Here is a 25,173-nt window from a genome sequence, read left to right on the forward strand (position 1 = left end):
GGTCAGTCTCCGAAAACGACTGTCGTCGCTCCGTTAAGCAGCACGCGCTGCTGAAGGTGGCTGCCGACTGCCGCGGCGAGGACGCGGCGTTCGATGTCGCGGCCCTTGCGGACGAGATCTTCAGGCGTGTCGGCATGGCTGACGTGTTCCACGTTCTGGGCGATGATCGGCCCTTCATCGAGATCGGCAGTCACGTAATGTGCCGTCGCCCCGATCACTTTAACGCCGCGGGCATGGGCCTGGTGATAGGGGCGTGCACCCTTGAAGCTGGGCAGGAAGCTGTGATGGATGTTGATGCACCGGCCTGACAGCCACTGGGCAAGATCGTCGGAAAGAATCTGCATGTAGCGGGCGAGGATGACCAGTTCAGCGCCGGTCTCTTCCACGATCGCCTTGATGCGTGCCTCCTGCTGCGCCTTGGTTTCTTTCGTCACGGGCAGGTGATGGAAGGGAATGGTGCCGAAATCCCTGATCGGCAACGCTTCGAGCGGATGGTTGCAGACGATGCCGATGATATCCATCGCCAGTTCGCCGATCCGCGTGCGATAGAGCAGGTCACCAAGGCAGTGGTCGAACTTCGATACGAGGATGAGCACCTTGCGCCGTTCATCCCGTGCGCGCAGTTCCCATTCCCAGCTATCCCGCGTCGCCAGCGATTGCAGCACCACCTCCAGTTCGTTTCGCGCAATTTCCGCCTCGAACGCGATGCGCATGAAGAAACGGCCGGTCGACGCATCGTCGAACTGCTGCGCCTCCAGGATGTTGCATCCGGCCTCGAACAGGGCGGTCGAGACACCGGCGACAAGGCCGGGACGATCGTCGCAAGACAGCGAGAGGACATAGACCGTTTTCACAGCGCCTTGACGTCCGTGCGGCGATTGTCCGGCTTGAACGGGAGTTCGATGGTGCTCGCGCGCACGATCCGCTGGTTGTCGGGCGAAGTGCCCCACAGAACCTCGACATCCGTGCCGGGCGCTGCTGCCTCGCGATCGATCGCGGCGAGCGAGATCATCCGGCGCAATTTCGGACTATAGACCCGCGACGTTGCGCAACCGGCCAGAGCGCCATCGGCATGAACGGCCAGATATTCGGCCGCGTAGCGCCGCGGCATGTCCATCTGCGGTGCGATCTCGCCATCTTCGAACAGCGAGGCATATACGTCCATGACGTCTCGGGTATCCCAGACGAGCCCCACCAGCCGCCGCGCCGGCCCGCCAGCGTCGAGTTCGGCCCGCAGCGCTTCTGCCCCGATGAAGTCGCAGCGTGCGACGACCTTGGGCGAACACCAGTTGAGTTCGAACGGAGAGCGGAACAGGTCCTCCACCCCGTTGAAGCGATAAGTGCCCAGAATCCGCTGGCCGCCGCCCGAAACCGAGATGTTCGAGCCGCCCGGTCCGCCGATCGATGCCGGCATGTAGTCGAAACCCGCCGTCGCGATGCCCGCTTCGATATGCGAAAGAACCTGGCAGCGCATGCCCAGCGGCTCCATACCGGCGGGCAGTCCGGCTTCGAGTATCGTCTCCCACACGTCCGCTCCGTGGAGGGTGGAGCCGTGGATTTCGTAGCCCAGTTCGCCGCTGATCCCTGTGCGCAGGATGCGGACATCCGCGCCCGCGATCCGCCCGGCGCACCAGTGGTTGAATTCCAGCTCGCGCAGGCGCGTGCCCATCGCGCGTTCGAGAATGTCGAGCGAGCCGGGGCCCTGCAGTTCGTAGATGAACCAGTCGGGCGTGACGAGCTGTGCGCTGACATCCCAGTCGCCTTGCGCTGCCTGATAGACGATCCATTCGCCGCCGCCGGCTGTGTAATAGTATTCGTCCTCGGCTATGCGGCCCAGCACGCCTTCGGTTGCGACCTTGCCGCTCGCGTCGGTCATCACGAAATGCCGCAGGCGACCGACGGGAAAGCGGGTGAGATCGGCCACGCCGATGTGCATCAGGAAGCGGGTCGCATCCTTGCCGCGCAAGATTACTTTCGAAATCGCGCTCCAGTCGCCCAGAAACGCGGTGCGATGCACGGCGGAGGCTTCATCCACCCACTCGCCGTATTGCCATGCGATGAAGGTATCGCCCCAGCGCCGCCAGATGCGGCTGGCATTCACCTTGTCCTGCGCGGCGGCGGCAGAGGTGAAAACCGGCGGGCGTTCCTGCCCGAACGGCAGGTCGGGCCGGTCGTGCTGCGTCAGGAAGTTGCGACGGAAGCTGTCGATGTCGAACTTGTACATGGCGTGTCAAATCCTGTTTCCGGGATGCGAAGAAGCGGCGTAGTCGATCTCGCGCGCTTTCATGTCGGCAAGGATGCGCCTCATGCGCAGGCCGAACCGGTCGTAAGGCATGTTCACTTCGGTGCGGCCCTGTCGGCGGTCTGCATCGACATTGGCCTGAACTTGGGCGACGACTTCGACATCCTGTTCGAAGACGATTTCCTGCAACAGGTGCAGCATCTGCGCGGGTTCGACGACGAGCGGGTCGCTGATCACCGTCATGAAGAACTGGTGGGTCTGCCTCTCGTCCAGCGGGGTAACGGCATGGGCAATCTGGATGAGGGCGGGTACGACCGGCGTGTCGTCATCCGGCAAAGGGTCCCGACGCTGATAACCGAAGCAGAGGGATGGGCCGAACTGCGTCGTGCCGTCTTCCTGCCGTACGCGGCGCTTCGGGTCGCCGCCTGCGAAATGCGCGGCAAGCAGCACCTCGGCTTCTTCCACGACCTTGCGCCAAGCCACGCCGTTGGGCGGCGCGGGCGCTTCTTCGGGGACGACGGATACGCTGTCGCGGTCCGCCGCATCGTGGACGAAATGCAGATGGCTGAGATCTAGCAGATTCTCGATCAGCATCAGGTAGTTGCAGGGATTGAGTTTGTAGCCGCAGACCGTGTCGTCCGGCCGGTCGAGCACGTCCGGCATCGGGATCTGCTGCGGGTCGGCCTGTTCCGGTGGCCCCATCCACACCCAGAGCCATGGCCCCCGTTCCGCGCAGGGATAGGCCCGGACGCCGAAATTCAGGCTCGCATCGGCAGGGGCACCCGGCGCCCAGATGCACTTGCCGCTGTTTTCATAGGTAAAGCCGTGATAGCCGCATTCGATGGTATCGCCGACACGCCTGCCGCGTGACAGCGGATACCGGCGGTGAGCGCAGCGATCGTCGAGGACGACAGGCGTGCCGTCGGCCTTGCGGTAATGAACCAGCGGTTCGCCCAGCACCCTGATCGGGGTCAAGGTATCGCCCACGTCAGTGCTTTTCGCGATGACATACCATGCCGAGAATATCATCGGCCCCATCGCCGCATCGGCCTTGGCATCCGGCATGACCGGGCCGATCGGCAGGCGGGGCTTTGCAAAGCCCGCATCGGCCTGCGCGAGTTCCTTTGCCTCGTTCATCCGGCGCTCCTTTTGATTGTAATGCACCCGATCCGGAACAACGAAGGCTCAGTCGGACTTGGGCATCACCTTGCCGACGAGGCCCATGAACCACGGCGATCCGGTCAGGCCGAGGACGGCCTTTTCGATCGGTGCCTTGAGCATCCGGTTTACCGGCGGGAGGCCCTTGCGTGCCTCGCGCCCCATGTCGGGGTTCACTTCGCAGCGGACCGGCATGCCGAACACCATTCGGCGCATGCACAAGTTGTCGCGCACGCACTTCGCGATGTCTTCAGGGCGGTTTTCACAGACCTTGCGGGCATAGTCCGGGTCGGCCAGCATCGGGCGGGCCAGCATGACAAGATCGCCGTGCCCTTCGGCAACCGCCTTTCCGGCGCGTTCGGGATCGTGGATGCCCTGGATCAGGACGGGCACCGAAAGCAGGTCCTTGAAGATACGCGCGTCGCCGCTGTCGACCAGATCGCCGTCGACCGAGGGCGCGCTGGCCTTCATCGCTTCGTAGCAGCCGCAGGATAGCGCGACGTAATCCAGTCCCGCTGCTTCGACCAGTTTGGCGATTTCGGCAAAGCCGCGAGCGCCCTGACCATCGGGCATGTAGTCATTGGCGGTAATGCGCAGGCCGACGATGAAATCCGCGGGAACACGTGCGCGAATACCCGCCACGATGTTGACCAGCATGCGCGCGCGATTTTCGGCGCTGCCGCCATATTCGTCGGTTCGCCAGTTGGTACGGGCAGACAGGAACGAGGAGAGGAAATAGCTCATGTGAGCGGCAACCTCGACGCCGTCGAAGCCGGACTCGACGGTCAGGACGGCGGTTTCGATCAGTTCCTGTTCGTACGCCCTGATCTGCTCGATCGTGGCTTCGACCGCCATGGGGGTTGTGCGACCGCCGGGAACGATGAAGCCGCGCGGGAACTCCTTTTCCGGAATGGTCACGCTGCGTGCGCTGGCCGAGATATTGGGACGGTCGGCAGCGGGCACGCCCATCACGCCGAAGCCGGGCATGATTTCCGCCACGATGGGTACGTCGTAGCGGTGCACCGCATCGGTCATGCGGCGGAAATCGGCGACGTGTTTGGGGTCCTGCATCTGCAGCACGCTTGCCACCGGACATTCGGCCACGCCGCGGGCTGCGCCGACCATGCCGCCGACGATGATCATGCCGACCCCGCCCTTCGCCCGCGCCTCGAAAAAGGCGATGGTCTGTTCGCTGGGGCCACCGTCTTCGCGTGGGGAATTGGCGGCCATCGGTCCCATGACCATCCTGTTGGCCAGCGTCCGCCCGTTCAGGACGAAAGGCGTGCTCAGGATGTTGCGTTCTTGGTCTGCCATGACGGTTCCTCTCCTGCGCATCTGACGGCGCGGGCTACAATTAGTGAACTAGTCGTATCGAAAGTCAAGCCGGTTTGCCGACTGCCTCCGCTCAGTCCCAGGCCGTCTTGGCATAGGACGAGAATCCGGGGACATGGATCGAGACGCCGCCATCGGATGCGAGCGTCTGGCCGGTGATGTTGCGTGCCGCGTCCGATGCAAGGAACGCGACCGGTTCAGCGATATCCTCGGGCGCGCCCACGATGCCGCGCGGCGTTTCCGCCTCGACATTGCGGCGCCAGTGGTCGGGGAAATCCTTGGCCGTGGTGGGCGTCAGGATCAGGCCGGGCGCAACCGCATTGCAGCGTACGCCCTTGGGGCCATAGGCCGTGGCGATCGATCGCGTCATCTGCATGATGGCCGCTTTCGTCGCGCTATAGGCAGCCTGCCTTACGTGCCCCTGCAGGCCCAGTCCCGACACGGTGTTCACGATCGAACCCTGCGTCGCGATCAGGTGGGGCAGGCATTCGCGGGTCATCAACATCGTGCCGCGGCAGTTGACGGCAAAGATCTGGTCCCAGACCTCTGTCGGCATGTCGCCGATGCTACCGTCAAGGGCGAGGGTACGGCCGGCCAGCGCGGCATTGTTGTGCAGGATGTCGATCTTGCCGAAGGCTTCGACGACTTTGGCCACGGCATCCCGGATGGAGGTTTCGCTCCCCAGATCCAGTTCTACGGCAATGGCCTGTTCGCCGATTGCATCAGCGACTTCCTGGGCGCCGGCAAGGTTGATGTCCGCTACGGCCACCTTGGCACCCCGACGGGCCATCAGCCGCGCCGTTTCGCTGCCGATCCCGCCGGCACCGCCGGTGATGATGGCCACCTTGTCTGTCAGGCTGGTTGCATCGGTCATGTGAAATTGTCCCTGATAGATGAATTGGCTTGTCGTCAGTCGACGGATTGCAGAGCGGGTTCGCGCAGCGCGTCGCGCAACGCCCGCGGCGTGACGATCATGGCGACGGCCGCGCCGAACACGATCTTGCCGGTCACGGCCAGCGACCAGTCCATCATGTCGATGCCCGATGCCATGATCACGGCTGCGACCGGCAATGATCCCAACGTCAGCGCGGCGAGGCCGTAGATTATGCCCCGGCCCCAGATGGATGAAATACGCGGCACAGGTCCGGCCATCGGCGCGATCGCGCCCTTTCGGATGCGCACCCTTGTCACGCCGCCACCGGCCACCGCGCAGATCAGCGCGGTCATGAACCCCTGTGGCAGGAAATCGAATGCGTAGGCGCCGATGCCGCGTGTGGGTACGGGTTCGAACACGCCGAAGACGAACATGAAAACCACCATTCCCACGACAGTCGAACCGATCGTGCTGAATGTCGTCTCGGTCCGGACGTATCGACGCACTTCCTGAAATTGCATGCTTTTGCGCTCCTTCCCGCCTCTCCTGCAAGGGGCCGTGTCGGATCTTGCGGACCCGCATCGACTCTGTTCCGTGCGCAGGAATTAAATTAGTGTACGTCAAGGATCGAAAAGTGCAATAACGGTTTGCCTCAATCGCTGATCCGGTACCGATTTATCGGGCGATTGCGTTGTGCGCTTGCACAAAAAACAACGGAAACACATGTAATGTAAGGCATTTTGCAAAAGACCTCGAGCTTGCATCGTTATCCGAATTGACAACGAAACTCGACGTGTCGTATATGCATCGCAAATAAAAAGCGCCGGCTACGATGTGTCTATGTCGGTCGGGCGTACAACACGAGGAGGATGAGCATGAACTCGCTATTCGACGTTCGATTTGTCTTGAAGTGCTCCACGGCTTTGGCTTCGGTGGCGATGGTCGCCACCATGCCAGCCCATGCGCAATCGGCTGACGATGAGGGGCAATTCAATGCCGGCGGCCTGACCGAAATCATCGTTACCGCCCAGAAGCGAGCCGAAAGTTCGCAAAAGGCGGCGGTCGCGATTACCGCCGTATCGAGCGAGGACCTTTCCCGTGCCGGCGTGACCGACGCGCAACAGCTGACCAATCTCGCGCCTGCTCTCCATATCGATTCCGTCTATGGGCCTGCTGCCAACTTCTACGTTCGCGGCGTGGGGAACCTCGTGCTCAACGCATCGAGCGATCCTGCGGTCGTGGTGAATATCGACGGTGTACCGCTCGCTCGCCCCACTGGCGTGCAGGGGATGTTCTTCGATCTGGAGCGCGTCGAAGTGCTCAAGGGGCCGCAGGGTACCCTGTATGGACGTAACGCGACCGGCGGCGCGGTGAACGTGATCACCGCACAGCCGAAGATCGGCGAGACATCGGGTTCGATCACCGCATCGTATGGCAACTACAATGCCGGGAAGGTCGATGGCGCGATCAACCTGCCAGTCTCCGACAATACGGCGGTCCGTATTGCGGGGCTTATTTCCAACCGTGACGGATATTACTCCGACGGTACCGGCGATGAGGATCTGGGCGCGTTCCGCGTCACGATGGCGAGCGAGGTTTCCGACACCTTCACCCTGTCGGCCAGCTTCGACTACGCCCACCAGGGCGGTAAAGGGCCGGGTTCGACGGTCGAAGGGCTGAATTACGACGATCGCATCGGCGTGATGGACGATCGCGCCGGGGCCAACGTTTACGAACGGGTCATCAACCCTGCGCCCTACCCCTTTAACGTCGCGGGCTTCGCGGCGCTGCCCGGCGCAATCCTGCAGCCCTTCAACGAGATCGAGGGAATCGATACCTATCAGGACAACGAGTTCTGGGGCGTCCGCCTTCAGGCAGACCTCGAAACCTCGCTCGGCACGGTTTCGTTCATTCCTTCATACCGCGAGGCAAGCCTCGATTTCCTGTCGCCGATCAGCCCGATCATCCTGACGGAGGAAAAGGATAAGCAGACTTCGGCCGAGCTGCGGCTGGTTTCACCCAGCGAGAACCGCCTGCAGTACATCTTTGGCCTGTTCTACTTCAACGAACGGGTGAATTCGCTGAATAACTTCAACTTCGAATATACCTCGTTCCATGCGGAGATTGCGCCGAAAGTGGACAGTTATGCCGCCTATTCGCGCCTGACCTACAGCATTACGCCCGAACTGCGGATCAGCGGCGGACTGCGTTACACGATCGACAAGAAGTCGACGAACGACCTCAACGTCGTCGAGAACGTCTATTGCCCCGGCTTCTTCGACAATTACGAGGGCGGTCCGGCAACGACCTGCGTTGGAACGCCGACTTTGCCGGTGTCCTTCGATGTCAGCGATCCGCTGGCGTACGAGGGGGTGAACGGCTCGTTCCTGGCCATCACGACCAACCCCAACAGGGGCAAGGAAACGTTCAAGAAGCTGACGTGGCGCGCTGCGGTGGAATACGATGTCGCGCCGCGCTCTCTGCTCTATGCCTCGGTGGAAACCGGCTACAAGGCGGGCGGTTTCTTCAACACGCCCGATCAGGCCAACAACTCGTTCCAGCCGGAAACGATCACGGCCTTTACCATCGGTTCGAAGAACCGGTTCCTCGACAATCGCCTTCAGCTGAATCTCGAGGCGTTCTGGTGGGAGTACAAGGACCAGCAGGTCAGCCACTTCATCACCGTGTTTGGCGCACCCGTCTTCGCGACCGAGAATATCGGCAAGTCGCGCTTCCGCGGCGTGGAACTCGAAATGAGGGCGCAGGTCATGTCGAACACCGAAGTGAACGGCACCGTCCAGTATCTCGACGCGCGCAACACGGAATTCCTGTACGGCAGCGCCACGCCGCCCAATACCGGCTGCGCCAGCGGGTTCGGCGGGCCTGGCGGGGCGCCGTTCTATGTCGACTGCACCGGCAACCGGCCGGCCAAGGCCCCGGTATGGACGCTGCAGGGCGGTATCGACCAGCGCATCCCGCTGGGCGAAAGCGGCGACATCACGGTCAGCCTCAACACGCGGTACGAAAGCGGCAGCTATACCGGCATCGAACTTCTGCCTTCGCAGTACCAGTCGGGCTTCTTCACCTCTGGCGCGCAAGTCCGCTTCACCACGGCCGATGGGCGTTTCAACATTGCCGGCTTCGTCGACAATATCGAGGATAACGCGACGGTCGGCTTCTCCCAGCCGCATAACTTCGCCGGGGGGCAGCTGTTCGTCCGCCTTCAGGCACCGCGGACTTACGGCCTGCGCGCCGGTTATAAGTTCTGATTTCCGGTCGGGTGCGGCGGGGCCAGCCGCAGGGCCAGCCGTCGCCGCGCCCGACACATCTTTTCAAAGCGGGAGATCGCCCGATGAACGAACCCACTTATCTCGTCACCGGAGCGTCGGGCAACCTTGGCCGGCTGGTGGTGCAATCGCTGTTGCGGCGCGGTGCGAAGCGCGTGATCGCAACGACGCGATCACCGGCATCGCTTGCCGACCTTGCCGCCGCGGGGGTCGAGGTTCGCAAGGCCGACTTCGACGATGCCGAAGGGCTGGTCGAGGCATTTTCGGGCGCAACGCACATGCTGCTCATCAGCACCCAATCGGTGGGCGCGCGCGTCGAGCAGCATGCTGCGGCGCTGGATGCTGCCAAGGCGGCTGGGGTGGAGCATATCTTCTACACCTCGCACTCGTTCCCAGATACGTCGGTATCTGCCGTCGCGCCCGAACACGCCGCGATGGAGCGCCGCATCATCGCCAGCGGGATGACCTACACGATCCTGCGCAATTTCCTCTATTCCGAAAACGTGCTGCTGATGCTGGCGGGGCCGGTGCAGGCCGGCATCTGGCACAGTGCATCGCAGGGCGGTCGCAATGCCTTCCTGTCCCGCAGCGACTGCGCCGATGCCGATGCAGGCGCAATGCTTGCGGCGGACCGGCTGAAAAACACAGTGCTCGATATCACCGGCCCGCGCACATATTCCTATCCCGATATCGCCCGGATTGCCGGCGATGTGATGGCGCGCGAAATCATCACGGTCGACCTTTCGCCTGACGAGTTCCTCGTGCACCTTCTGGCAGCTGGCCTGCCGCGCAGCCATGCCGAAACGCTGGTCAGTTTCGACAAGGCCACCAGCCTGGGCGACGGAGACCTCGTCACGCCGGTGGCGGAGGAGCTTGCGGGCCACCCGCTCGAACTGCTGGAGGATTTCCTCGCGCGCGAATTGCCGCAGATGGACGGTACGCACACGCTTTCGGAACTGCTCGACAATCACATCGGGGGATGAACCTCGATTGCCTTGGAAACGGATGGTGTGTTTCGTCGGTCGATATAGTTGACCGGTGCGCGGGCACTCCGTAGTGGAGACGATATGGAGGGCAAAGAGACCGAACGGAAAGGCAAAGGGGGCGGGCGACCGCGTAGCGAGTCGACGCGCCGGTCGATCCTTTCCGCAACGATCACGCTGCTCCAGGACGAATCCCTGCAATCCATCACGGTAGAAGCGATCGCGCGCGAGGCGGGGGTCAGCAAGGCCACCATCTATCGCTGGTGGAGCTCGAAGACCGCGGTTGCCATCGATGCCTTCATCGAGAACCACCTCGTCAAGACGCCGATGCCTTACGACGTCCATCCGGCAGAGGCGCTGATCCGGCACTGGCGCTTGATGGCCGATCAGTATCGCGGCTTTCCGGGCCGGATCGTCGCGCAAATCCTGGCGGAAGGCCAGTCGGACCCTGAAATCATGCGGGAATTCCGCCAGCGCTTCCATTACGGTCGCCGCGCCGTGGTTCGCGAAGTGATCGAAAACCTGAAGGCGGTGCATCCCTTGCCCGAAGGGCTGGGCAGCGAACAGCTGATGGATATGTTCTACGCGCCGATCTACATGCGGCTGCTGTGGGGACATGCGCCGATCGACGATGAATTCATCCTCGAATATCCGCGTTCGGTGATGAGCCTTATCGGCATCCACCTGGACGAGAACGACAAGGTCGTCGCTTTCGCCTGACGGTCATCGCGCGGGCGCGATGGTCGCACGGCATTCGCCAAGTCCGATCGATCGGAAGCCGTTGCTGTTCGCAGTGCCGGTCAGAACCACTTCGTCTCCGTCCTCAAGGAACGTGCGGGTTTCGCCTCCCGGCAAGGTGATGGATCGCGTGCCGCCTCTACTCATTTCCATCAGGCTGCCGTATGCGTCATCCTCTGCGCCCGAAATCGTGCCCGAACCCAGCAAGTCGCCAGCAGCAAGATCGCAGCCGTTGACCGTGTGATGCGCCACCAACTGGGCGGGCGTCCAGTACAGGTTCGTCGCCTCGGTCCGGCCCAGCCGTACAGGTTCGATCCCGGCATCGCGCATCTTGCGGGTTCGCAGGCTGACATCGATCCGCAGCGCCAGCGCGCCCGCCTGTTGGTCGCCTTCGTCATTCAGGTAGGGCAGGGGTGAAGGGTCGCCATCGGGACGATGCGGCTGGGCCACGCGGAACGGGGCAAGTGCTTCGGCCGTGATCACCCAGGGCGAAACCGTGGTGCCGAAATTCTTGGCCAGAAACGGTCCCAGCGGCTGGTATTCCCACGCCTGTATGTCCCGCGCCGACCAGTCATTCAGCAGGCACAGGCCCGCGATGCGCGATGCGGCCCGACCGATGGGCACCGGATCTCCAAGCTCCGACTGCCCGCCGATCCAGAAACCGATTTCAACCTCGTAATCGAGCCGCCGGCTCTGTCCGACCGCCGGAACTCCGCTGTCCGGCGCGCGCAACTGGCCGGAGGGGCGACGCACTTCGCCGCCCGACACGCGGATGGACGAGGCGCGGCCGTGATAGCCGACCGGAATGTAGCGATAGTTGGGAAGCAGCGGATTGTCGGGGCGCAGCAGCGAACCGACGTTGCGGGCGTGGTGAATCCCGGCATAGAAATCGGTGTAGTCGCGCACCGCCAGCGGCAAGTGCATCGTGCACTGTGCGGCGGGGATCAATGCGGCCTGGCATTGCGCGACATGATCCTTGTCCGTCAGCAGGGCGAACACGGCATGGCGCAACTCCCGTCGTGCGGCGGGTTCGAGTGCGAACAGCGGGTTCAGCGTCCGCGCGCCATCGATTGCCGCCAACGCGGCATCGCCCTTGCCGCGCAGCAGCGGTGCAACGGCGCTGGGATCCAGCACGTGATCGCCGATTGCAATGCCGGTCCTCGGTGCCGTTCCCGCAGTCGAAAAGACCCCCAGCGGAAGGTTCTGCACGGGAAAATCGGCATGGGTGTCGGCACCCTCAACCCAACTGGAGGCAGCCGGATCGTGCGTGTGATCGATCATCGCGCGTTGCCCCTGAACCGCCCCTCGATACCGGCCCAGCAATCGTCATAGTCCGCTTGCAGTGCGGCGGCGCAGACCGGCGCAAGGCTGGCGGCGAAGTTGGCATGGGTTTCGAACATGAAGGCCATCGTGCCTTCCTGCTTGTGCGGAGCGAGCGCGGCTTCCTCCGCGCGGCGGGTGGTATCCTTGTCCGGGCCATGTGCGCTCATCCGGGGGTGGAGCGAAACGCCGCCCGGCGTGAAACCTTCGGCCTTTGCGTCATATACGCCCGTCACCAGCCCCATCAGCTCGTTCATCAGGTTGCGGTGATACCACGGCGGGCGGAAGGTATTTTCCGCGACCATCCAGCGCGGCGGGAAGATCACGAAATCGATGTTGGCCTGACCCCGCACCGGAGAAGGCGAAGTCAGGACCGTGTAGATCGAAGGATCGGGATGGTCGTAGCTGACCGTTCCGACCGCGTTGAAGCGGAACAGGTCGTACTTGTACGGCACGTTGTTGCCATGCCAGGCGACTACGTCCAGCGGAGAGTGGTCCAGCGTCGTCGTCCACAGCGCGCCCTGGAACTTGGCCACCAGTTCATGATCGCCGGTCGCTTCGTCATATGCGGCAACAGGCGTCAGGAAATCGCGCGGATTGGCAAGGCAGTTCGAACCGATCGGACCAAGATCGGGCAGGCGCAAGTCGGCGCCATGATTTTCGCAGATGTAGCCACGTACGGGGCCTGCCACCGGATCGATCGCGAACTTCATGCCGCGCGGAATGACGCAGATCTCCCCCGGCGATACGTCCAGCGTGCCACATTCGGTGCGGAACCGGGCTTGCCCTTCGTGCGGCACGAACAGCATTTCGCCATCCGCGCTGTAGAAGGATCGCTGCATCGGCCGGTCGGCGGCATAGCGCCAGGCCGAAATGCCGCAATCGGGCGCGTCGATCGTGCGGGCAATCGGGACGAGGCCGTCTATGAAGTCGCTTCCGGGCAGCAGCGGCATCGGGTCCCAGCGCATGCGATTGGGCGATGCCTTGGCATAGTCCGCGTCGACCCCTGCATGAGCCAAGGGGACAAAGGCCGACTGCGCGGCGGACGGACGGATGCGGTAGAACCACGTCCGGCGGACTTCGGTGCGGGGCATGGTGAATGCCGTGCCGGAGAACTGTTCGGCATAGAGCCCGAGCGGGACACGTTGGGGCGAGTTCTGGCCGATCGGCAGGGCGCCCGACACGGCTTCGGTCGCGAACTCGTTACCGAAACCGCTCATATACCCTTCGACGATTGCCGAATGCTGCATCTTGTCCTGAATGGTCATCGCAAATCCCTCGTCGGGCGCTCGTTCGGCGCGCATGCATACCTGGTCCATCGACCTGCGTAATTAGTAGACGAGACGGATCGAAATGTCCATCCCGTCGCACGTTTTCGCTCACCCCGCCACGACCGGAACCGCGCCGCGTTCTGTCGCAAAGGCGATCAGGGCGGCACCGAACAGACCGCCCGCTGCCACGCCCAGCCACGATTCGTAACTTCCCGTCGCGTCGAACAGCGCGCCCGCAGCCATGCCGCCGATCCCGGCGCCGAAAGCGTGCACTGCGAAGATGGAGCCGTAGACGCTGCTGAAGCCTTTAATCGGGAACCGCCGGCCCAGAAGGTATGCCAGCAGGTCGGTTTCGGTCCCTACACCAAAGCCGATCAGGGCCGCACCGGCGATGGCAAGGCCCGGACTGTCGATGCGTAGCATCAGTGCGCCCAGCGCTGCGAAAGTGAGAAGCAGAAACGTGACCCATCCCGCGTCCCAGCGATCCAGCAGAACGCCTGCGACAAGCCTTCCCCCGATGACGGACATGCCGAGTACGGAAGCGATCGCGCCGGCTTCGACGGCACTGACGCCGCGGTCGGTCAACATCGGTACCAGGTGCAGCGTCGTGCCCAGCACTGCGGTAGAGGAGAGGAAGATCAGCGCGCTAACCGAATAGAAGAAGCGGTTGTGCAGGATCTTTGCGAAGGGCAGCGGTTCGCGCGCGGTATGCGCACTGCGTTTGTCCGGCGCCTCGCGCAGCAGGAGCCACGCGATGCCGCTCAGCACGAGTGTCGCCATGGCCAGCGCGAGGTAGGCCGCGCGCCAGCCGTGCGTCGCAATGTAAGGGCCGAGCACCGGCGGCAGGACGATGGCACCTACGCCCGTACCCATCAGTGCAAGGCCGAGAGCCAGCCCGCGGTTGGCCACGAAATGGCGCACGACCACGCGATTGTAGCTCACTGAATTCGTGCCCGCCGATACGAGTGTCAGCAAAAGGGTGAAGCTGAGGAACGTCACCAGGTTGCTGGTGAACAGGCCAAGCATGGCGAACGTCGCGGCAAGCCCGAAGCTGGACAAGAGAGCGACCTTCGCTTCGCCGAACCGGTCTACCAGCCTGCCGGTAAAGGGGAGCGCGAAGACATTGCCGACCATGAAGGCAATCGCGACCAGCGATGCTTCCTGACGCGACCATCCGAATTGAGCCGAGAGCGGCTTGATGAACAGGCCCGCCGAATAGAAATAGAGCGAGGCGAAGCCGCCGCCAATGCCGACGAACGCGCCCAGCAGGTAACGCCAGCCAGCGCCGAATTCTCGGCGGAAATCCCGTGTGGCACCTGTCACCGACTGTCTTCCCCCTCCGGTTTGTCGAATCGATTGCCGGATCCGGCACCGTTCGCGGTTTCAGCGATATTAGGCGACGTATGGTTTCGTAACAAGGCGGAAGCGTCAGGACGCCATTTTGTTACTGAAAATACGCTTTAACGGCTGAAATGTGCACTGGACTACAGCTAAAATGTCCGTCTCATACCCTGTCTGACTTGCCATATTGCCATCATACCGATACTTAGCGGATCGAAAGTTTGGGCGAGCGCTGGATGCGGCCGGAAGGGGAGAGATGGCAGTGGCCGAGGTCGGCAAGTACGACATCGTGATCGTGGGGATGGGGCCGGTCGGCGCGACACTCGCGTGCCTTTGTTCGCGCGCCGGAATGAGCGTCGCGATCGTAGACCGCGAGCTCGCCATATTCGACAAGCCGCGGGCGATCGTGCTCGATCACGAAGCGCTTCGCGTGCTGCAGTTCTGCGGCATGGAGGCGGCGTTTTTCGACACTGTGACACCGCATACCGGAACCGATTTCATCGGCGTTGACGGGCAACTGATCAAGCTGTTCGATCCGAAGGCGCCGCCGTTCGAACTCGGCTGGGCGCCGAACGTGATGTTCATCCAGCCGGAACTGGAAGAGGCGCTGGCGCGGGCGATGGACCGGTGCCCGACGCTGACCGCGATGCGCGGCGTGAATATCGCCAGTGTGACACAGGACGCCGATGGGGCAACCGTGGCGGGTGTCGACCGCGACGGGAAGGAAGTCTCGTTCCGCGCCTCCTGGGTCATCGGGGCGGACGGTGCCAACAGCATGGTTCGCGAAGCCGCAGGCCTTGCGATGGAGGGGATGGACTTTGCCGAATGGTGGGTCGTTCTCGACGCGTGGCTGACGGGCGAGATCGACCTGCCGAAGAAGACAACCCAATATTGCCAGCCCGAAAGACCGGCGACTTACGTTGTCGGACCGCGCAATTTGCGGCGCTGGGAAATCAAGTTGCTGCCCGGTGAAGACCCGGCGAGCTATCGCGAAGAAGCGCGCGTCGGCGAACTCCTGTCGCAGTTTGCCGATATCGATGCCCTGTCGATCTGGCGCAGCGCGGTCTATCGCTTCAGCGCGGCGGTGGCCGATGGCTGGCGCAACGGTTGCCTGCTGATCGCGGGCGATGCGGCACACACCACCCCGCCGTTTCTTGCGCAGGGACTTTGCGCGGGGATGCGCGATGCGGGCAATCTGGCCTGGAAGCTGGCACAAGTCGTGCTGCGCGGCGCAGATCCCGCCTTGCTCGACACTTACGAGACCGAACGCAAGCCGCACGTTGCGCAGATCATCCGCCATGCCAAGGAATTCGGCCTGATCATCGGCGAACTCGATCCGGCAGCGGCTGCCGAACGGGACAGGGTTTTGGGCGAGCAGTTGCGCACGGGTGCGGCGCCGACGGAAAGGCAGGCGTTCGTGCCGCGCCTTGCAGGCGGCATGCTCGACAACCTTTCCGCAGCAGCGGGCGACCTGTTCGTGCAACCGCGGATCCGCGACGGCGATGGCGGCACCTCACTAATGGACGACATAGTTCCGCCCGAGTTCCTGATCGTCTCTCACGATCCGGCAATGCTCGAGCTTGGAACCGAACTGACGTCAGCCTGGGAAGCCATTGGCGGTGTGCGGCTGCTCGTCGGTGACGGCGCAGCCCCGCGCGGAGCCGGATCGCTGGCCGACGCGGAGGGGCTGATCCGGACATGGCTCGATCGCAATGACGCGACTGCCGCCATCGTGCGCCCCGACCGCTATGCCTATGGCGCGGCGAGCGCGCCTTCCGAAATAGGCCGCATGGTCCGTGACATCGTCGTCATCCACGGTCTTGCCGATAGTGCGCGGGCGGCATGACATCCATGGAGCAGGAACAGTGATGAATCTCGAAGGACGTGTCGCCATCGTCGTCGGCGGCAGCAGTGGCATCGGTGCCGCAACCGTACGCATGCTGGCGGACGGCGGGGCAACAGTCGCCATCGGCTACAACAGCGGAGTGGAACGGGCTGAAGCGCTACGCGCATCGCTGCCGGGCGAAGGCCATTCGGTCTTCCGGATCGCGGTCGACCAGCCGGACTCAGTGGTCGAGGCGGCCGGAGGCGTGCTGGCTGGGCATGGCCGCGCCGATATCCTCGTCAACTCCGCGGGCACCACCCGTCCGGTTCCGCATGCGGATCTCGACGGGTTGGACGATGCCCTGCTCGACGAGATCATGGCCAGCAACGTGCAGGGCCCTTTCGCCACGATCCGCGCCTTCGCCCCCGCATTGAAAGCGAGCGGCGATGCGGTCATCGTCAACATATCCTCGATCTCTGGCTTCACCGGTAGCGGCAGCAACGTCGGTTATTGCGCTTCCAAGGGAGCACTGGACACGATGACCTTGTCGCTCGCCCGCGCTCTGGGCCCTGAAATCCGGGTACTTGCCGTTTCCCCCGGTGCCGTCGCCACCGATTTCGTCGCCGGACGCGACCGGACCGCGCTTGAGGCAATTGCGGCCAAGACACCGCTGAAGCGCGTCGTCGAGCCGGACGATGTGGCCCGCACCGTGATGGCCTGCATCACCCACCTTACGGCCACTACCGGTGCCCGCATCATCTGCGACGGCGGCCGCTTCCTGGTGTGAAAATGACACGTGGCGGGTAGCTGCAGGGTTTACGAAACGCATCGTATAGTTTAAGTGATGAGCAAATGCCCGAACCGGCGGTTTGAAGCCGCGTTCAGGGCGCAACGGACGAGGATGGATCACGATGGCAAATGACAGGCGCGTTCTCATTGTCGGTGGCGGAATCGGCGGCATGGTCGCCGCCGTCGCACTGCGCCGGCAGGGCAACGCGGTCCATGTGATCGAGGCGGCCCGGCGGGAGGACCAGCTCGGCACCGGCATCAACCTGCAGCACAACGCACTTGTTGCCTTGCAGGAGGCCGGACTGCTGGAGCAGTGCAAGGCCGAGGGTTTTCCGTGGGAGACGATTACCAATCGCAATGGCCTGACGGGCGAGATCATAAGCCGCGTCGACATGCCGTGGCCCAAGCGGCCCGGCGTTCCGGGCGCGATGGGCATCATGCGCACCACATTCGCGGAAATCCTCGCGCAGGAAGCGCTCTCGCTGGGCGTGGAAATCACCTACCAGACGAAAGTGGCGTCACTTGAACAGGACGGCACCGGCGTTACGGTCGAACTGACCAACGGGGTGCGCGACCGGGGCGATGTGGTCGTTTCCGCCGACGGTGCCTATTCGCAGATCCGCCGGATGGTTTTCGGCGACGAGCACAAGCTGGAATATGCCGGGCAGGGCGTCTGGCGGTTCACGGTGCCGCGGCCCAAGACGCTGGACGGGTTCACGATGTTCCGCAACCCCGACGGCAAGTCGACCGGCTTCCTGCCGCTCGCGCCCGACCTTGCCTATTACTTCCTGCTTGAATCGACGGCAGAGCCGCTTCGCGTTTCGGCCGACAAGGCGGCCGACATGCTGTCCGAGCGGCTGTCAGTTTTCGAAGTACCGGAAGTTCGGGATCTCCTGCCCTTGATGTACAAAGGCTGGCACGTCAGCTATCGCCCGTTCGATGTGTTGCTGATGCCCGCGCCCTGGCACAAGGGGCGTGTCGTGCTGCTGGGCGATGCCGCCCATTCGCTTACGCCGCAGCTGACGTCCGGTGGCGGCATGGCGATCGAGGATGCTGTCGTACTGGCGCAGGAGCTGCGCGACAACGACGATGTGGACGATGCGCTAAACGCCTACAGCGTGCGCCGGCAGGAACGGTGCGGGATCGTCTATCGCAACTCGCGCCGTATCTGCGATATCGAGAAAGAGGGAAGCAAGGACGGCGCCGAAGGTACGCGGATCATGGTCGACAGCTTCAAGCTGTTGGCGCAGGATTACTGATCGTGGGGGCAACGCCGGCAAGCCTGAACGTTATCTGGTTTCTGCCGCCGACGATCCAGACTGTGGCCGCCCACAAGGGATACCTCGACCGTGCCGGGCTGGAAGTCGTGGGCACGCAGACACAATCTTCCGACGAGCAGTTCGAGGCTTTGCGTGACGGCAAGGCCGATGCGGCCGTCACGGCGATGGACAATGTCATCATGTGGCGGCGACGGCCCGGTGGCGAGGATCTGCGCATCGTCGCCCAGATCGAAGCTGACACCGGCCTGACGCTGATGGCGCGTGCCGGTACGAAAGGCATCGCCGATCTTGCCGGATCGCGCCTGCTGGTCGATTCCGCTCAGAACGGGTTCGTCATCGCGTTACATGCCATTCTGGCCGATGCGGGAATCGACTACGCGGCTTGCGACGTGGTGGAAGCCGGCGGCGTAGTCGACCGGTTCGAGCGATTGGTGAGGGGGGATGGCGCGGCCACCCTGCTTGGCCCGCCTTTCGTGGAACGGGGCATCGACATGGGCATGGTCCGTCTGGCCGAGATTTGTGAGGCATTTCCCGGGTTTCCCGGCCAGGGCATCGTCGTGCGCGGCGATGTCGTTGCCAGCAAGGAAGAGGCGCTTGCCGACTGGCTTGGCGCGCTGGACCGGGCGCGGGCAGAGTGCCGTCGCGATCCGGCGGCAGCGACGAATTTGCTGGAGGCGAATGGACTGCCGGCCGCCATCGCCGCGCGAATGGCGGGGTTTGTCGCCGATACGCTCGAACCCTCTGCCAAGGGTATTGAAATCCTTTTCGAACAGCGCGGCAGGCTTGGCCTTCCGGGCGGAAGCGACGATCCCAACACGCTGCGGGACGACCGGTTGCTGCGCGCAGTCGCACAACGGTCTGCGGCAGCTTCTTAAGGCACGGAAGACCTGATCGATGACACGATACGCCCTGGCAACAATTTCGGTCGATGGCGGCGCCAAGACGGCGGCCATGGTTCTTGGCGACAAGGTCGCGACGCTGGACAGGCTGGTCGCGGCGCAAGGGAATACGGCGATCGCGCCGGGCACCACGCTTATGGCGTTGCTGGAAGACTGGGGCGGGCTGCTGCCTGAACTGGACGCAATCGCCGCCGGTGCCGAAGCGACGAACGGGATCGACTGGCATGCTGCCGATGCCGTGCACTATCACCCGCCTGCCGAACCGCGGCAAATTTTCTGCACGGGCGCGAACTATCGCACGCACGTCGTTCATCTCACCATCGACACCAATTCCGGGCCGCAAGGGCTGGAAGGTGACGAGCTTCGCGAGTGGGCCGAGAAGATGATGGACGACCGCCTGGCCAATGGCGATCCCTATGTCTTCACCAAGCCGTTTTCGAGCATTGCGGGGGCGAACGACACGCTCGTCCTGCCCAAGGTCACGACCAAGCCCGACTGGGAACTGGAACTGGCCGTCGTGATCGGCAAGGAAGCGTATCAGGTGTCGGTAGAGGACGCGATGGACTGCGTTGCCGGTTATGCGATGGTGAACGACGTCAGCGCCCGCGACCTGATCCCGCGCACCGATTACAAGCTGCTGGGTTCGGACTGGCTGCGCGGCAAGGGCATGATCGGGTTCCTGCCGTTCGGCCCCTACATCGTGCCTGCCGCGTTCATTCCCGATCCCTACGACCTCGGCATCCGGCTGAGCGTAGAGGGGCAACTGATGCAGAACGAAACGACGGGCGACATGATGTTCGATATCGCCCGGCAGATCGAATATATCACCCGCTATGCACGGCTGATGCCCGGCGACATCATCTGCACCGGATCGCCGGCCGGAAACGGCACCCACTACAACAGGTTCCTGCGGGATGGCGACCTGATGGTGGGCGAGATCGACGGGCTTGGCGCGCAGCGCATACGCTGCGTCGCGGAAGGAGCGTGATCGCTTGACCGACGCGCCCGACAACGAAACACGCCGCTTCATTGCCGATGCTGTGGCTGGCGGGAAAACGGGCGTGCCGCTGACCTGCAACGCCGCGTTCGAAACGATGGGTGCCATACTGGTCTCGGGAACGCCGGGCGACGTGCTGGTATCTTTCGAGGCGGGCGAGGGCACGGCCCAAGGCAACGGTGTCGTCAGCGGCGGCACGCTTGCCGCGTTCCTTGACAGCGCGATGGCGGTCGCTGTCCTTTCGGCACTGAAACCCGGGCAGACGTGCTCCACCATCTCGCTGAACGTCAACCTGATGCGCCCCGGCTTTGTCGGCACGCTTTACGTGAAGGCGAGCGTGGAACGGATGGGTCGCAGGGTCGCCTTTGCCCACGCGCGCCTGATGGACGGGGACGACAAGGTATTGGCGACGGCAACGTCGTCGCTGGCCGTCATCGCCACTGCCTGACGGCGAAACGTCAGGCAGTGGCGAAAAGCTGGTCGCGCACTGATCCGATATGGTCGCGCATCAGCTGCTGCGCCAGCGGGGCATTGCGACCGGCGATGGCATCGACGATCGCGCGGTGTTCCTCGTTGGTGGAAACGCGCGGCACCGGCGGTGCGTCGAAGACTTCCTCCAGCCGGTTTTCGATCCCGACGCGGATTGGCACGTGCAGCGATTCGTGCAGCATCAGGAGCAGGGCATTCTGCGTCGCCATGGCGATCAGGCGATGCAGGCGCGCATCGAGCCGCTTCCATTCCTGGAACGAGCCTGCGCGGACCATCGCGTCGAGCACTTCGTACATCGCCGCGATGTCGCGGTCGGTCGAATGGAGGGCCGCCTGTGCCGCCAATTGCGGTTCGAGGAGGAGCCGTGCGTCGAACAGGTCATCCGCGCTGACGGAAAGGGCGCGGGCGGCATCTTCACTGACTATGGGCCGCGAACCGGCGAAAGTGCCCTTTCCCACGTGGCGCCAGATCAGCCCGTCACGCTCCGCCCGCTTGAGCAGGGTGCGCAGGCGCGCCCGCGTCACGCCCACTGTTTCGGCGAGGCGCGCTTCGGGCGGCAGGCGCATAGTTCCCTCGCGCTCGTGGCTCTCGATGATGTGGCAAAGCCGGTCAAATGGCGCGTCAGCGATGGTCAACTCTGTCTCCTGCGGCGCAGGAATGCATTAATTACCAGATTGATGCAAATTAAAATGCAGATTGACTTCAGGCCATAAAACGATACGAAGGGTTCAGTAATGGTCGCGAATGCAAGCGACAGTCTTTGAGGATGACATTGGTGACTGCTGCACCCGACTGCCCTGTTTTCGTGTCCGCCGATGTCGTGCGTCGGGTGTTCGAATGGAAGGATGCCATCGCCGCGCTGCAGGCCGCATATGGTCACGCCTTCACCGAACAGGCCGCTCCGTCGCGCAGCATCGCCCAGTCGGAAGGGGCCTGGCTGCGTACGCTGCCGGCTGCGCCGCCGGGCGGTCGCTATTACGGCGCGAAGCTGATGGGCGCGGATATGAAGGCGGCTGATCCGTCGGTCGAATATGTTGTCGTACTGTTCGAACGGGCCACGAGCCGCATCGCGGGATTTGTCGATGCCAATCTGCTGACGGGTTTTCGCACGGCCGCCACATCCGGCGCCGCGCTGGACCGGCTCGCGCCGGAAGGGCCGGGCAGGCTGGCCTTGATCGGCAGCGGGCTGGAAGCGACCATGCACGTCCGCGCCTTCGCCAGCGTCCGGCCGTTGAGCGAAGTCACGATCTACAGCCCGACGCCCGAAAAGCGCGCCGCCTTTGCAGAAGCGGTGACCCGCGATCTGGGCGTACCGGCCCGCGCAGTGCAGTCGGGTGAGGAAGCAGTCGAGGGTGCCGATCTCGTCTTGTCGGCGGCACGCTCGCGCGGCGAAGTCCCGATCCTGTTCGGCGACTGGCTGAAGCCTGGTGCGACCATCGTTTCCATCGGCTCGACCGTCCCGTCGCAGCGCGAGATCGATGTGTCGGTGGCCGACCGCGCCGATTTCATCGTCTGCGACAACCTGCACGAAGTCGTTGACGAAACCGGCGACATGATCGCCGCGCTGGATGCGGGCATCGACGTGCGTTCCAAGTCCTTCTCGCTCAACCAGTTGCTGAGCGGCCAGATCGAGGCGCAGCGGCAGGCCGCGGCAATGCCGATGTACAAGTCGGTCGGCGGCGGCGTTCAGGATGTCGTCGTCGCGGAAATGATCCTCACCAAGGCGATCGAGCAGGGGCTGGCCCAGCCGCTGCCGATGACCTTCGACCCCAAGCATCTTTAAGTCAGGAACCGGCAATGGCCAGCTATACGAAATCCGAAGCACGCGCATGGGCGCGGGAGAAGTTGAACGGCGTCGCGCAAGTGACGATCCCGACTTTGACCAACGACTTCAAGCGTATCAACGAAAAGGCGATCCGCCACGACGTCGCCCTTGCCAAGGAGCACGGCTTCATCGGTTCGCTGGCCGTGTCCGAAGTGCCGATGTCGGAGGAAGAGCACGACATCTTCCAGAAGATCATGATCGACGAGGCGGGCAAGGACTTCATCGTCGTCCACCACGCGGTGTTCAACACGCTGGAAGACAACATCGAGATGGTGCAGCGGGCCGAGGCGAACGGCTGCGAACTCGTGCTGCTGGGCTATCCCCCGCACTTCTTTCCCAAGTCGATGGAAGACGTTTACGAATACACCAAGGCGTTCTGCGACGCGACGAACCTTGCCGTCATGCTGTTCCCGATCCCGATATGGGGCTTCACCCGGCTCGACCCGTCGGACATCTCGCTGTCGGTCCTGCGCCGGCTGGTCAATGAATGCCCGAACATCGTGGCGATCAAGGCCGAGGGCGGGCAGCCCTACGTGATGTCGCTGATCGAGGTGCACCGCGAATTCCATCAGGAAGTCGTGATCGCTTCCCCGCTGGAATACGAATACCTGACGATGGCGCAGCTGATCGACATCCCGTTCTGCGGCACGAACTACAGCGCGTTCTTCGGCCCGACGATCCCGCGCGCGCACAAGTTGATGCAGGAAGGCAAGTACGACGAGGTCACGAAGATCTTCTACAAGATCGACCCGATGCGTCGCGCCGTGGGCCAGATCGGCTTCGGCGGGCCGGGCCTCGCCAGTCGCCTGATGTGGAAATACCAGGCATGGCTGCAAGGCTACAACGGCGGGCCGATCCGTCATCCCACGATGCGCGTCTATGCCAAGGACATGGCCGTGCTGCGCAATGCCACCAGGGCGGCGGGGCTCAATCCCACGGAATCGCCTGACGAGGAATTCTTCATCGGTCGCAATCCGGCCTGATCCGGCGCGCAGACGTTCATTTTGAAAGAGGCAAATACCATGTCCCAGTCAGGACACCCTTCGGACCTCCTCGACGATCGTTCGCTCTGGAAGACAGCCGCGTACATCGATGGCGCATGGGTTGGTGAAACGCCGCATGGTACATACCAGCTGACCAATCCGGCCAATGGCGCCGTCATCGCCGAATTGCCGCGCTGTAAAGAGGCGGAAACCGACGCCGCGATTGAAGCGGCGGAGCGCGCTTTCCGCAGCTGGCGCCGCACGTCGGCCCAGCACCGCGCCGATATCCTGCGCCGCTGGTTCGACCTGACCATCCAGCACAAGGAAGACCTTGCCCGCCTGATCACGCTGGAAGAGGGCAAGCCCATCCGCGAGGCACGCGGCGAGATCGACTACGCCGCATCGTTCATGCGCTGGTTCAGCGAGGAAGCGACCCGCGTGCGCGGCGACGTCATACCGGCCAAGCTGCCCAGCCAGCGTATCGTCACGCTGCGCCAGCCGATCGGCGTTTGCGCCGCGATCACGCCGTGGAATTTCCCCGCCGCGATGATCACGCGCAAGGCCACACCCGCGTTGGCGGCAGGCTGCACGATGGTGGTAAAGCCGGCTGGCGAAACGCCGCTGACCGCGCTGGCGCTGGCCGAACTGGCCGAGCGGGCTGGCGTGCCGAAGGGCGTGTTCAGCGTCGTTACCGGCAACGATTCCCGCGCTATCGGTGGCCGCCTGACCGGCCACGATCTTGTGCGGAAAGTGACCTTCACCGGCTCGACCGGAGTGGGCCGTGTGCTGCTGGAACAGTCGGCGGCCACGATCAAGAAATGTTCGATGGAACTGGGCGGTAACGCGCCGGCGATCATCTTCGACGATGCCGATCTCGATGTGGCGATCGAAGGCGTGATGATGGCCAAGTTCCGCAACACCGGCCAGTCGTGCATCGGCGCCAACCGCATCTATGTGCAGGACGGCGTCTACGACGAGTTTGCCCGCCGCTTCACCGAACGGGTGCGCGCCATGAAGGTGGCCGATGGCATGGACGAGAAATCGGACATCGGGCCGCTGATCGGTCCGGGCGCGGTGGCAAAGGTCGAGGAACATATTGCCGACGCCGTGTCGAAGGGTGCGCGCGTGCTTTGCGGCGGCGAACGGTCCGAGCTTGGCGGGCAATTCTTCATGCCGACGGTTCTGGCCGATGTGCCGCAGGGCGCTTTCGTCGCTTGCGAGGAGACTTTCGGCCCGGTCGCGCCGCTGTTCCGATTTACCGATCAGGCGGAAGTCATCGAAATGGCCAACGACACCGAGTTCGGCCTTGGATCGTACCTCTTCACCCAGAACGCATCGCGCATCTGGGCAGTGGCAGAGCAGATCGAAGCCGGGCTTGTCGGCATCAATACCGGCTTCATTTCCAACGAGACCGCGCCGTTTGGCGGGATCAAGCAATCCGGCCTTGGGCGGGAGGGTTCGCATCTCGGCATCGATGAGTTCCTCGAAGCGAAATACCTCTGCTGGGCCGGCGTGGAAGATTACTGAAAGGGCGATCGCC

The 25,173-nt window shown here is 63.4% G+C and carries 22 protein-coding genes; 12 read left to right on the forward strand and 10 right to left on the reverse strand.

What is annotated here, in order from left to right; genetic code table 11:
• Positions 1-2: 2 nt before the first annotated feature.
• The 6 genes from purU to IEX32_RS09955 all read right to left on the reverse strand — a co-directional run bounded on the left by purU (position 3) and on the right by IEX32_RS09955 (position 6,127).
• Positions 3-854, reverse strand: a complete 852-nt coding sequence (gene purU / locus IEX32_RS09930) for a formyltetrahydrofolate deformylase (RefSeq protein ID WP_188771003.1) — start codon at positions 852-854, stop codon at positions 3-5.
• Positions 851-2,224 carry a glycine cleavage T C-terminal barrel domain-containing protein gene (locus IEX32_RS09935; protein ID WP_188771005.1) on the reverse strand — a complete coding sequence of 458 codons (1,374 nt, stop codon included), beginning with the start codon at positions 2,222-2,224 and terminating at the stop codon, positions 851-853. Before IEX32_RS09935 ends, purU begins: the two co-directional genes overlap by 4 nt.
• A gap of 6 nt (positions 2,225-2,230) precedes the next feature.
• The gene (locus tag IEX32_RS09940; RefSeq protein ID WP_188771007.1) at positions 2,231-3,379 is read right to left on the reverse strand and encodes a Rieske 2Fe-2S domain-containing protein; all 1,149 of its coding nucleotides are present in this window, start codon (positions 3,377-3,379) and stop codon (positions 2,231-2,233) included.
• 48 nt (positions 3,380-3,427) lie between these two features.
• Positions 3,428-4,714, reverse strand: coding sequence for an oxidoreductase (locus IEX32_RS09945; protein ID WP_229736293.1), 1,287 nt, complete (start codon positions 4,712-4,714; stop codon positions 3,428-3,430).
• A gap of 91 nt (positions 4,715-4,805) precedes the next feature.
• On the reverse strand, positions 4,806-5,606 hold the full coding sequence (locus tag IEX32_RS09950) for an SDR family NAD(P)-dependent oxidoreductase (RefSeq protein ID WP_188771012.1): 801 nt from the start codon (positions 5,604-5,606) through the stop codon (positions 4,806-4,808).
• Between the two features lie 35 nt (positions 5,607-5,641).
• On the reverse strand, positions 5,642-6,127 hold the full coding sequence (locus IEX32_RS09955; protein ID WP_188771014.1) for a hypothetical protein: 486 nt from the start codon (positions 6,125-6,127) through the stop codon (positions 5,642-5,644).
• Positions 6,128-6,481: 354 nt separating this feature from the next.
• On the opposite strand from IEX32_RS09955, the gene IEX32_RS09960 reads away from it, so the two are divergent.
• From IEX32_RS09960 to IEX32_RS09970, 3 genes are all read left to right on the forward strand, one after another.
• Complete coding sequence (locus tag IEX32_RS09960; protein WP_188771016.1) at positions 6,482-8,875, forward strand: TonB-dependent receptor; 2,394 nt, start codon at positions 6,482-6,484, stop codon at positions 8,873-8,875.
• A gap of 83 nt (positions 8,876-8,958) precedes the next feature.
• Complete coding sequence (locus IEX32_RS09965) at positions 8,959-9,876, forward strand: NAD(P)H-binding protein (protein WP_188771018.1); 918 nt, start codon at positions 8,959-8,961, stop codon at positions 9,874-9,876.
• Between the two features lie 84 nt (positions 9,877-9,960).
• On the forward strand, positions 9,961-10,596 hold the full coding sequence (locus tag IEX32_RS09970; protein ID WP_188771020.1) for a TetR/AcrR family transcriptional regulator: 636 nt from the start codon (positions 9,961-9,963) through the stop codon (positions 10,594-10,596).
• Between the two features lie 3 nt (positions 10,597-10,599).
• Here IEX32_RS09970 and fahA read toward each other — a convergent pair whose 3' ends face one another.
• From fahA to IEX32_RS09985, 3 genes are all read right to left on the reverse strand, one after another.
• On the reverse strand, positions 10,600-11,895 hold the full coding sequence (fahA, locus tag IEX32_RS09975) for a fumarylacetoacetase (RefSeq protein ID WP_188771022.1): 1,296 nt from the start codon (positions 11,893-11,895) through the stop codon (positions 10,600-10,602).
• On the reverse strand, positions 11,892-13,202 hold the full coding sequence (hmgA, locus tag IEX32_RS09980; RefSeq protein WP_229736294.1) for a homogentisate 1,2-dioxygenase: 1,311 nt from the start codon (positions 13,200-13,202) through the stop codon (positions 11,892-11,894). The genes fahA and hmgA overlap by 4 nt, the downstream gene beginning before the upstream one ends.
• A 111-nt stretch (positions 13,203-13,313) precedes the next feature.
• The gene (locus IEX32_RS09985) at positions 13,314-14,528 is read right to left on the reverse strand and encodes an MFS transporter (protein WP_188771024.1); all 1,215 of its coding nucleotides are present in this window, start codon (positions 14,526-14,528) and stop codon (positions 13,314-13,316) included.
• 274 nt (positions 14,529-14,802) lie between these two features.
• Here IEX32_RS09985 and IEX32_RS09990 point away from each other — a divergent pair, with 274 nt between their 5' ends.
• From IEX32_RS09990 to IEX32_RS10015, 6 genes are all read left to right on the forward strand, one after another.
• On the forward strand, positions 14,803-16,392 hold the full coding sequence (locus IEX32_RS09990) for a bifunctional 3-(3-hydroxy-phenyl)propionate/3-hydroxycinnamic acid hydroxylase (RefSeq protein ID WP_188771026.1): 1,590 nt from the start codon (positions 14,803-14,805) through the stop codon (positions 16,390-16,392).
• 22 nt (positions 16,393-16,414) lie between these two features.
• On the forward strand, positions 16,415-17,158 hold the full coding sequence (locus IEX32_RS09995; protein ID WP_188771027.1) for an SDR family NAD(P)-dependent oxidoreductase: 744 nt from the start codon (positions 16,415-16,417) through the stop codon (positions 17,156-17,158).
• 124 nt (positions 17,159-17,282) lie between these two features.
• Positions 17,283-18,419, forward strand: a complete 1,137-nt coding sequence (locus IEX32_RS10000; protein WP_188771030.1) for an FAD-dependent oxidoreductase — start codon at positions 17,283-17,285, stop codon at positions 18,417-18,419.
• Between the two features lie 2 nt (positions 18,420-18,421).
• Entirely contained in the window at positions 18,422-19,315 is an 894-nt protein-coding gene (locus IEX32_RS10005; protein WP_188771032.1) for an ABC transporter substrate-binding protein, read from the forward strand.
• A gap of 19 nt (positions 19,316-19,334) precedes the next feature.
• Positions 19,335-20,327, forward strand: coding sequence for a fumarylacetoacetate hydrolase family protein (locus IEX32_RS10010; protein ID WP_188771034.1), 993 nt, complete (start codon positions 19,335-19,337; stop codon positions 20,325-20,327).
• A gap of 4 nt (positions 20,328-20,331) precedes the next feature.
• Entirely contained in the window at positions 20,332-20,784 is a 453-nt protein-coding gene (locus IEX32_RS10015) for a PaaI family thioesterase (protein ID WP_188771036.1), read from the forward strand.
• A 10-nt stretch (positions 20,785-20,794) separates the two neighbouring features.
• Here the strand turns inward: IEX32_RS10015 and IEX32_RS10020 are convergent, their stop codons facing one another.
• Positions 20,795-21,460, reverse strand: coding sequence for a FadR/GntR family transcriptional regulator (locus IEX32_RS10020; RefSeq protein WP_229736295.1), 666 nt, complete (start codon positions 21,458-21,460; stop codon positions 20,795-20,797).
• A 140-nt stretch (positions 21,461-21,600) separates the two neighbouring features.
• On the opposite strand from IEX32_RS10020, the gene IEX32_RS10025 reads away from it, so the two are divergent.
• The 3 genes from IEX32_RS10025 to IEX32_RS10035 are packed head-to-tail and all read left to right on the forward strand — an operon-like array spanning position 21,601 to position 25,160.
• Positions 21,601-22,608 carry an ornithine cyclodeaminase family protein gene (locus IEX32_RS10025; protein WP_229736296.1) on the forward strand — a complete coding sequence of 336 codons (1,008 nt, stop codon included), beginning with the start codon at positions 21,601-21,603 and terminating at the stop codon, positions 22,606-22,608.
• A gap of 14 nt (positions 22,609-22,622) precedes the next feature.
• Complete coding sequence (locus IEX32_RS10030) at positions 22,623-23,633, forward strand: dihydrodipicolinate synthase family protein (RefSeq protein WP_188771040.1); 1,011 nt, start codon at positions 22,623-22,625, stop codon at positions 23,631-23,633.
• Between the two features lie 39 nt (positions 23,634-23,672).
• Positions 23,673-25,160 (forward strand): NAD-dependent succinate-semialdehyde dehydrogenase, encoded by a 1,488-nt coding sequence (locus tag IEX32_RS10035; RefSeq protein ID WP_188771041.1) that lies wholly within the window; start codon positions 23,673-23,675, stop codon positions 25,158-25,160.
• Positions 25,161-25,173: the final 13 nt, after the last annotated feature.

Source organism: Novosphingobium endophyticum (assembly GCF_014640675.1).
Classification (GTDB): domain Bacteria; phylum Pseudomonadota; class Alphaproteobacteria; order Sphingomonadales; family Sphingomonadaceae; genus Novosphingobium; species Novosphingobium endophyticum.

Excerpts from the sequence above, each read along its gene's own strand:
- hmgA (WP_229736294.1), bottom strand. The coding sequence starts at position 13,202 with ATGACCATTCAGGACAAGATGCAGCATTCGGCAATCGTCGAAGGGTAT.
- IEX32_RS10030 (WP_188771040.1), top strand. The coding sequence starts at position 22,623 with ATGGCCAGCTATACGAAATCCGAAGCACGCGCATGGGCGCGGGAGAAG.
- IEX32_RS09945 (WP_229736293.1), bottom strand. The coding sequence starts at position 4,714 with ATGGCAGACCAAGAACGCAACATCCTGAGCACGCCTTTCGTCCTGAAC.
- IEX32_RS09950 (WP_188771012.1), bottom strand. The coding sequence starts at position 5,606 with ATGACCGATGCAACCAGCCTGACAGACAAGGTGGCCATCATCACCGGC.
- IEX32_RS09965 (WP_188771018.1), top strand. The coding sequence starts at position 8,959 with ATGAACGAACCCACTTATCTCGTCACCGGAGCGTCGGGCAACCTTGGC.
- IEX32_RS10035 (WP_188771041.1), top strand. The coding sequence starts at position 23,673 with ATGTCCCAGTCAGGACACCCTTCGGACCTCCTCGACGATCGTTCGCTC.
- IEX32_RS09990 (WP_188771026.1), top strand. The coding sequence starts at position 14,803 with ATGGCAGTGGCCGAGGTCGGCAAGTACGACATCGTGATCGTGGGGATG.
- IEX32_RS09995 (WP_188771027.1), top strand. The coding sequence starts at position 16,415 with ATGAATCTCGAAGGACGTGTCGCCATCGTCGTCGGCGGCAGCAGTGGC.
- IEX32_RS09935 (WP_188771005.1), bottom strand. The coding sequence starts at position 2,224 with ATGTACAAGTTCGACATCGACAGCTTCCGTCGCAACTTCCTGACGCAG.
- IEX32_RS10000 (WP_188771030.1), top strand. The coding sequence starts at position 17,283 with ATGGCAAATGACAGGCGCGTTCTCATTGTCGGTGGCGGAATCGGCGGC.
- IEX32_RS10010 (WP_188771034.1), top strand. The coding sequence starts at position 19,335 with ATGACACGATACGCCCTGGCAACAATTTCGGTCGATGGCGGCGCCAAG.
- fahA (WP_188771022.1), bottom strand. The coding sequence starts at position 11,895 with ATGATCGATCACACGCACGATCCGGCTGCCTCCAGTTGGGTTGAGGGT.
- IEX32_RS09960 (WP_188771016.1), top strand. The coding sequence starts at position 6,482 with ATGAACTCGCTATTCGACGTTCGATTTGTCTTGAAGTGCTCCACGGCT.
- IEX32_RS09955 (WP_188771014.1), bottom strand. The coding sequence starts at position 6,127 with ATGCAATTTCAGGAAGTGCGTCGATACGTCCGGACCGAGACGACATTC.
- IEX32_RS09940 (WP_188771007.1), bottom strand. The coding sequence starts at position 3,379 with ATGAACGAGGCAAAGGAACTCGCGCAGGCCGATGCGGGCTTTGCAAAG.
- IEX32_RS09970 (WP_188771020.1), top strand. The coding sequence starts at position 9,961 with ATGGAGGGCAAAGAGACCGAACGGAAAGGCAAAGGGGGCGGGCGACCG.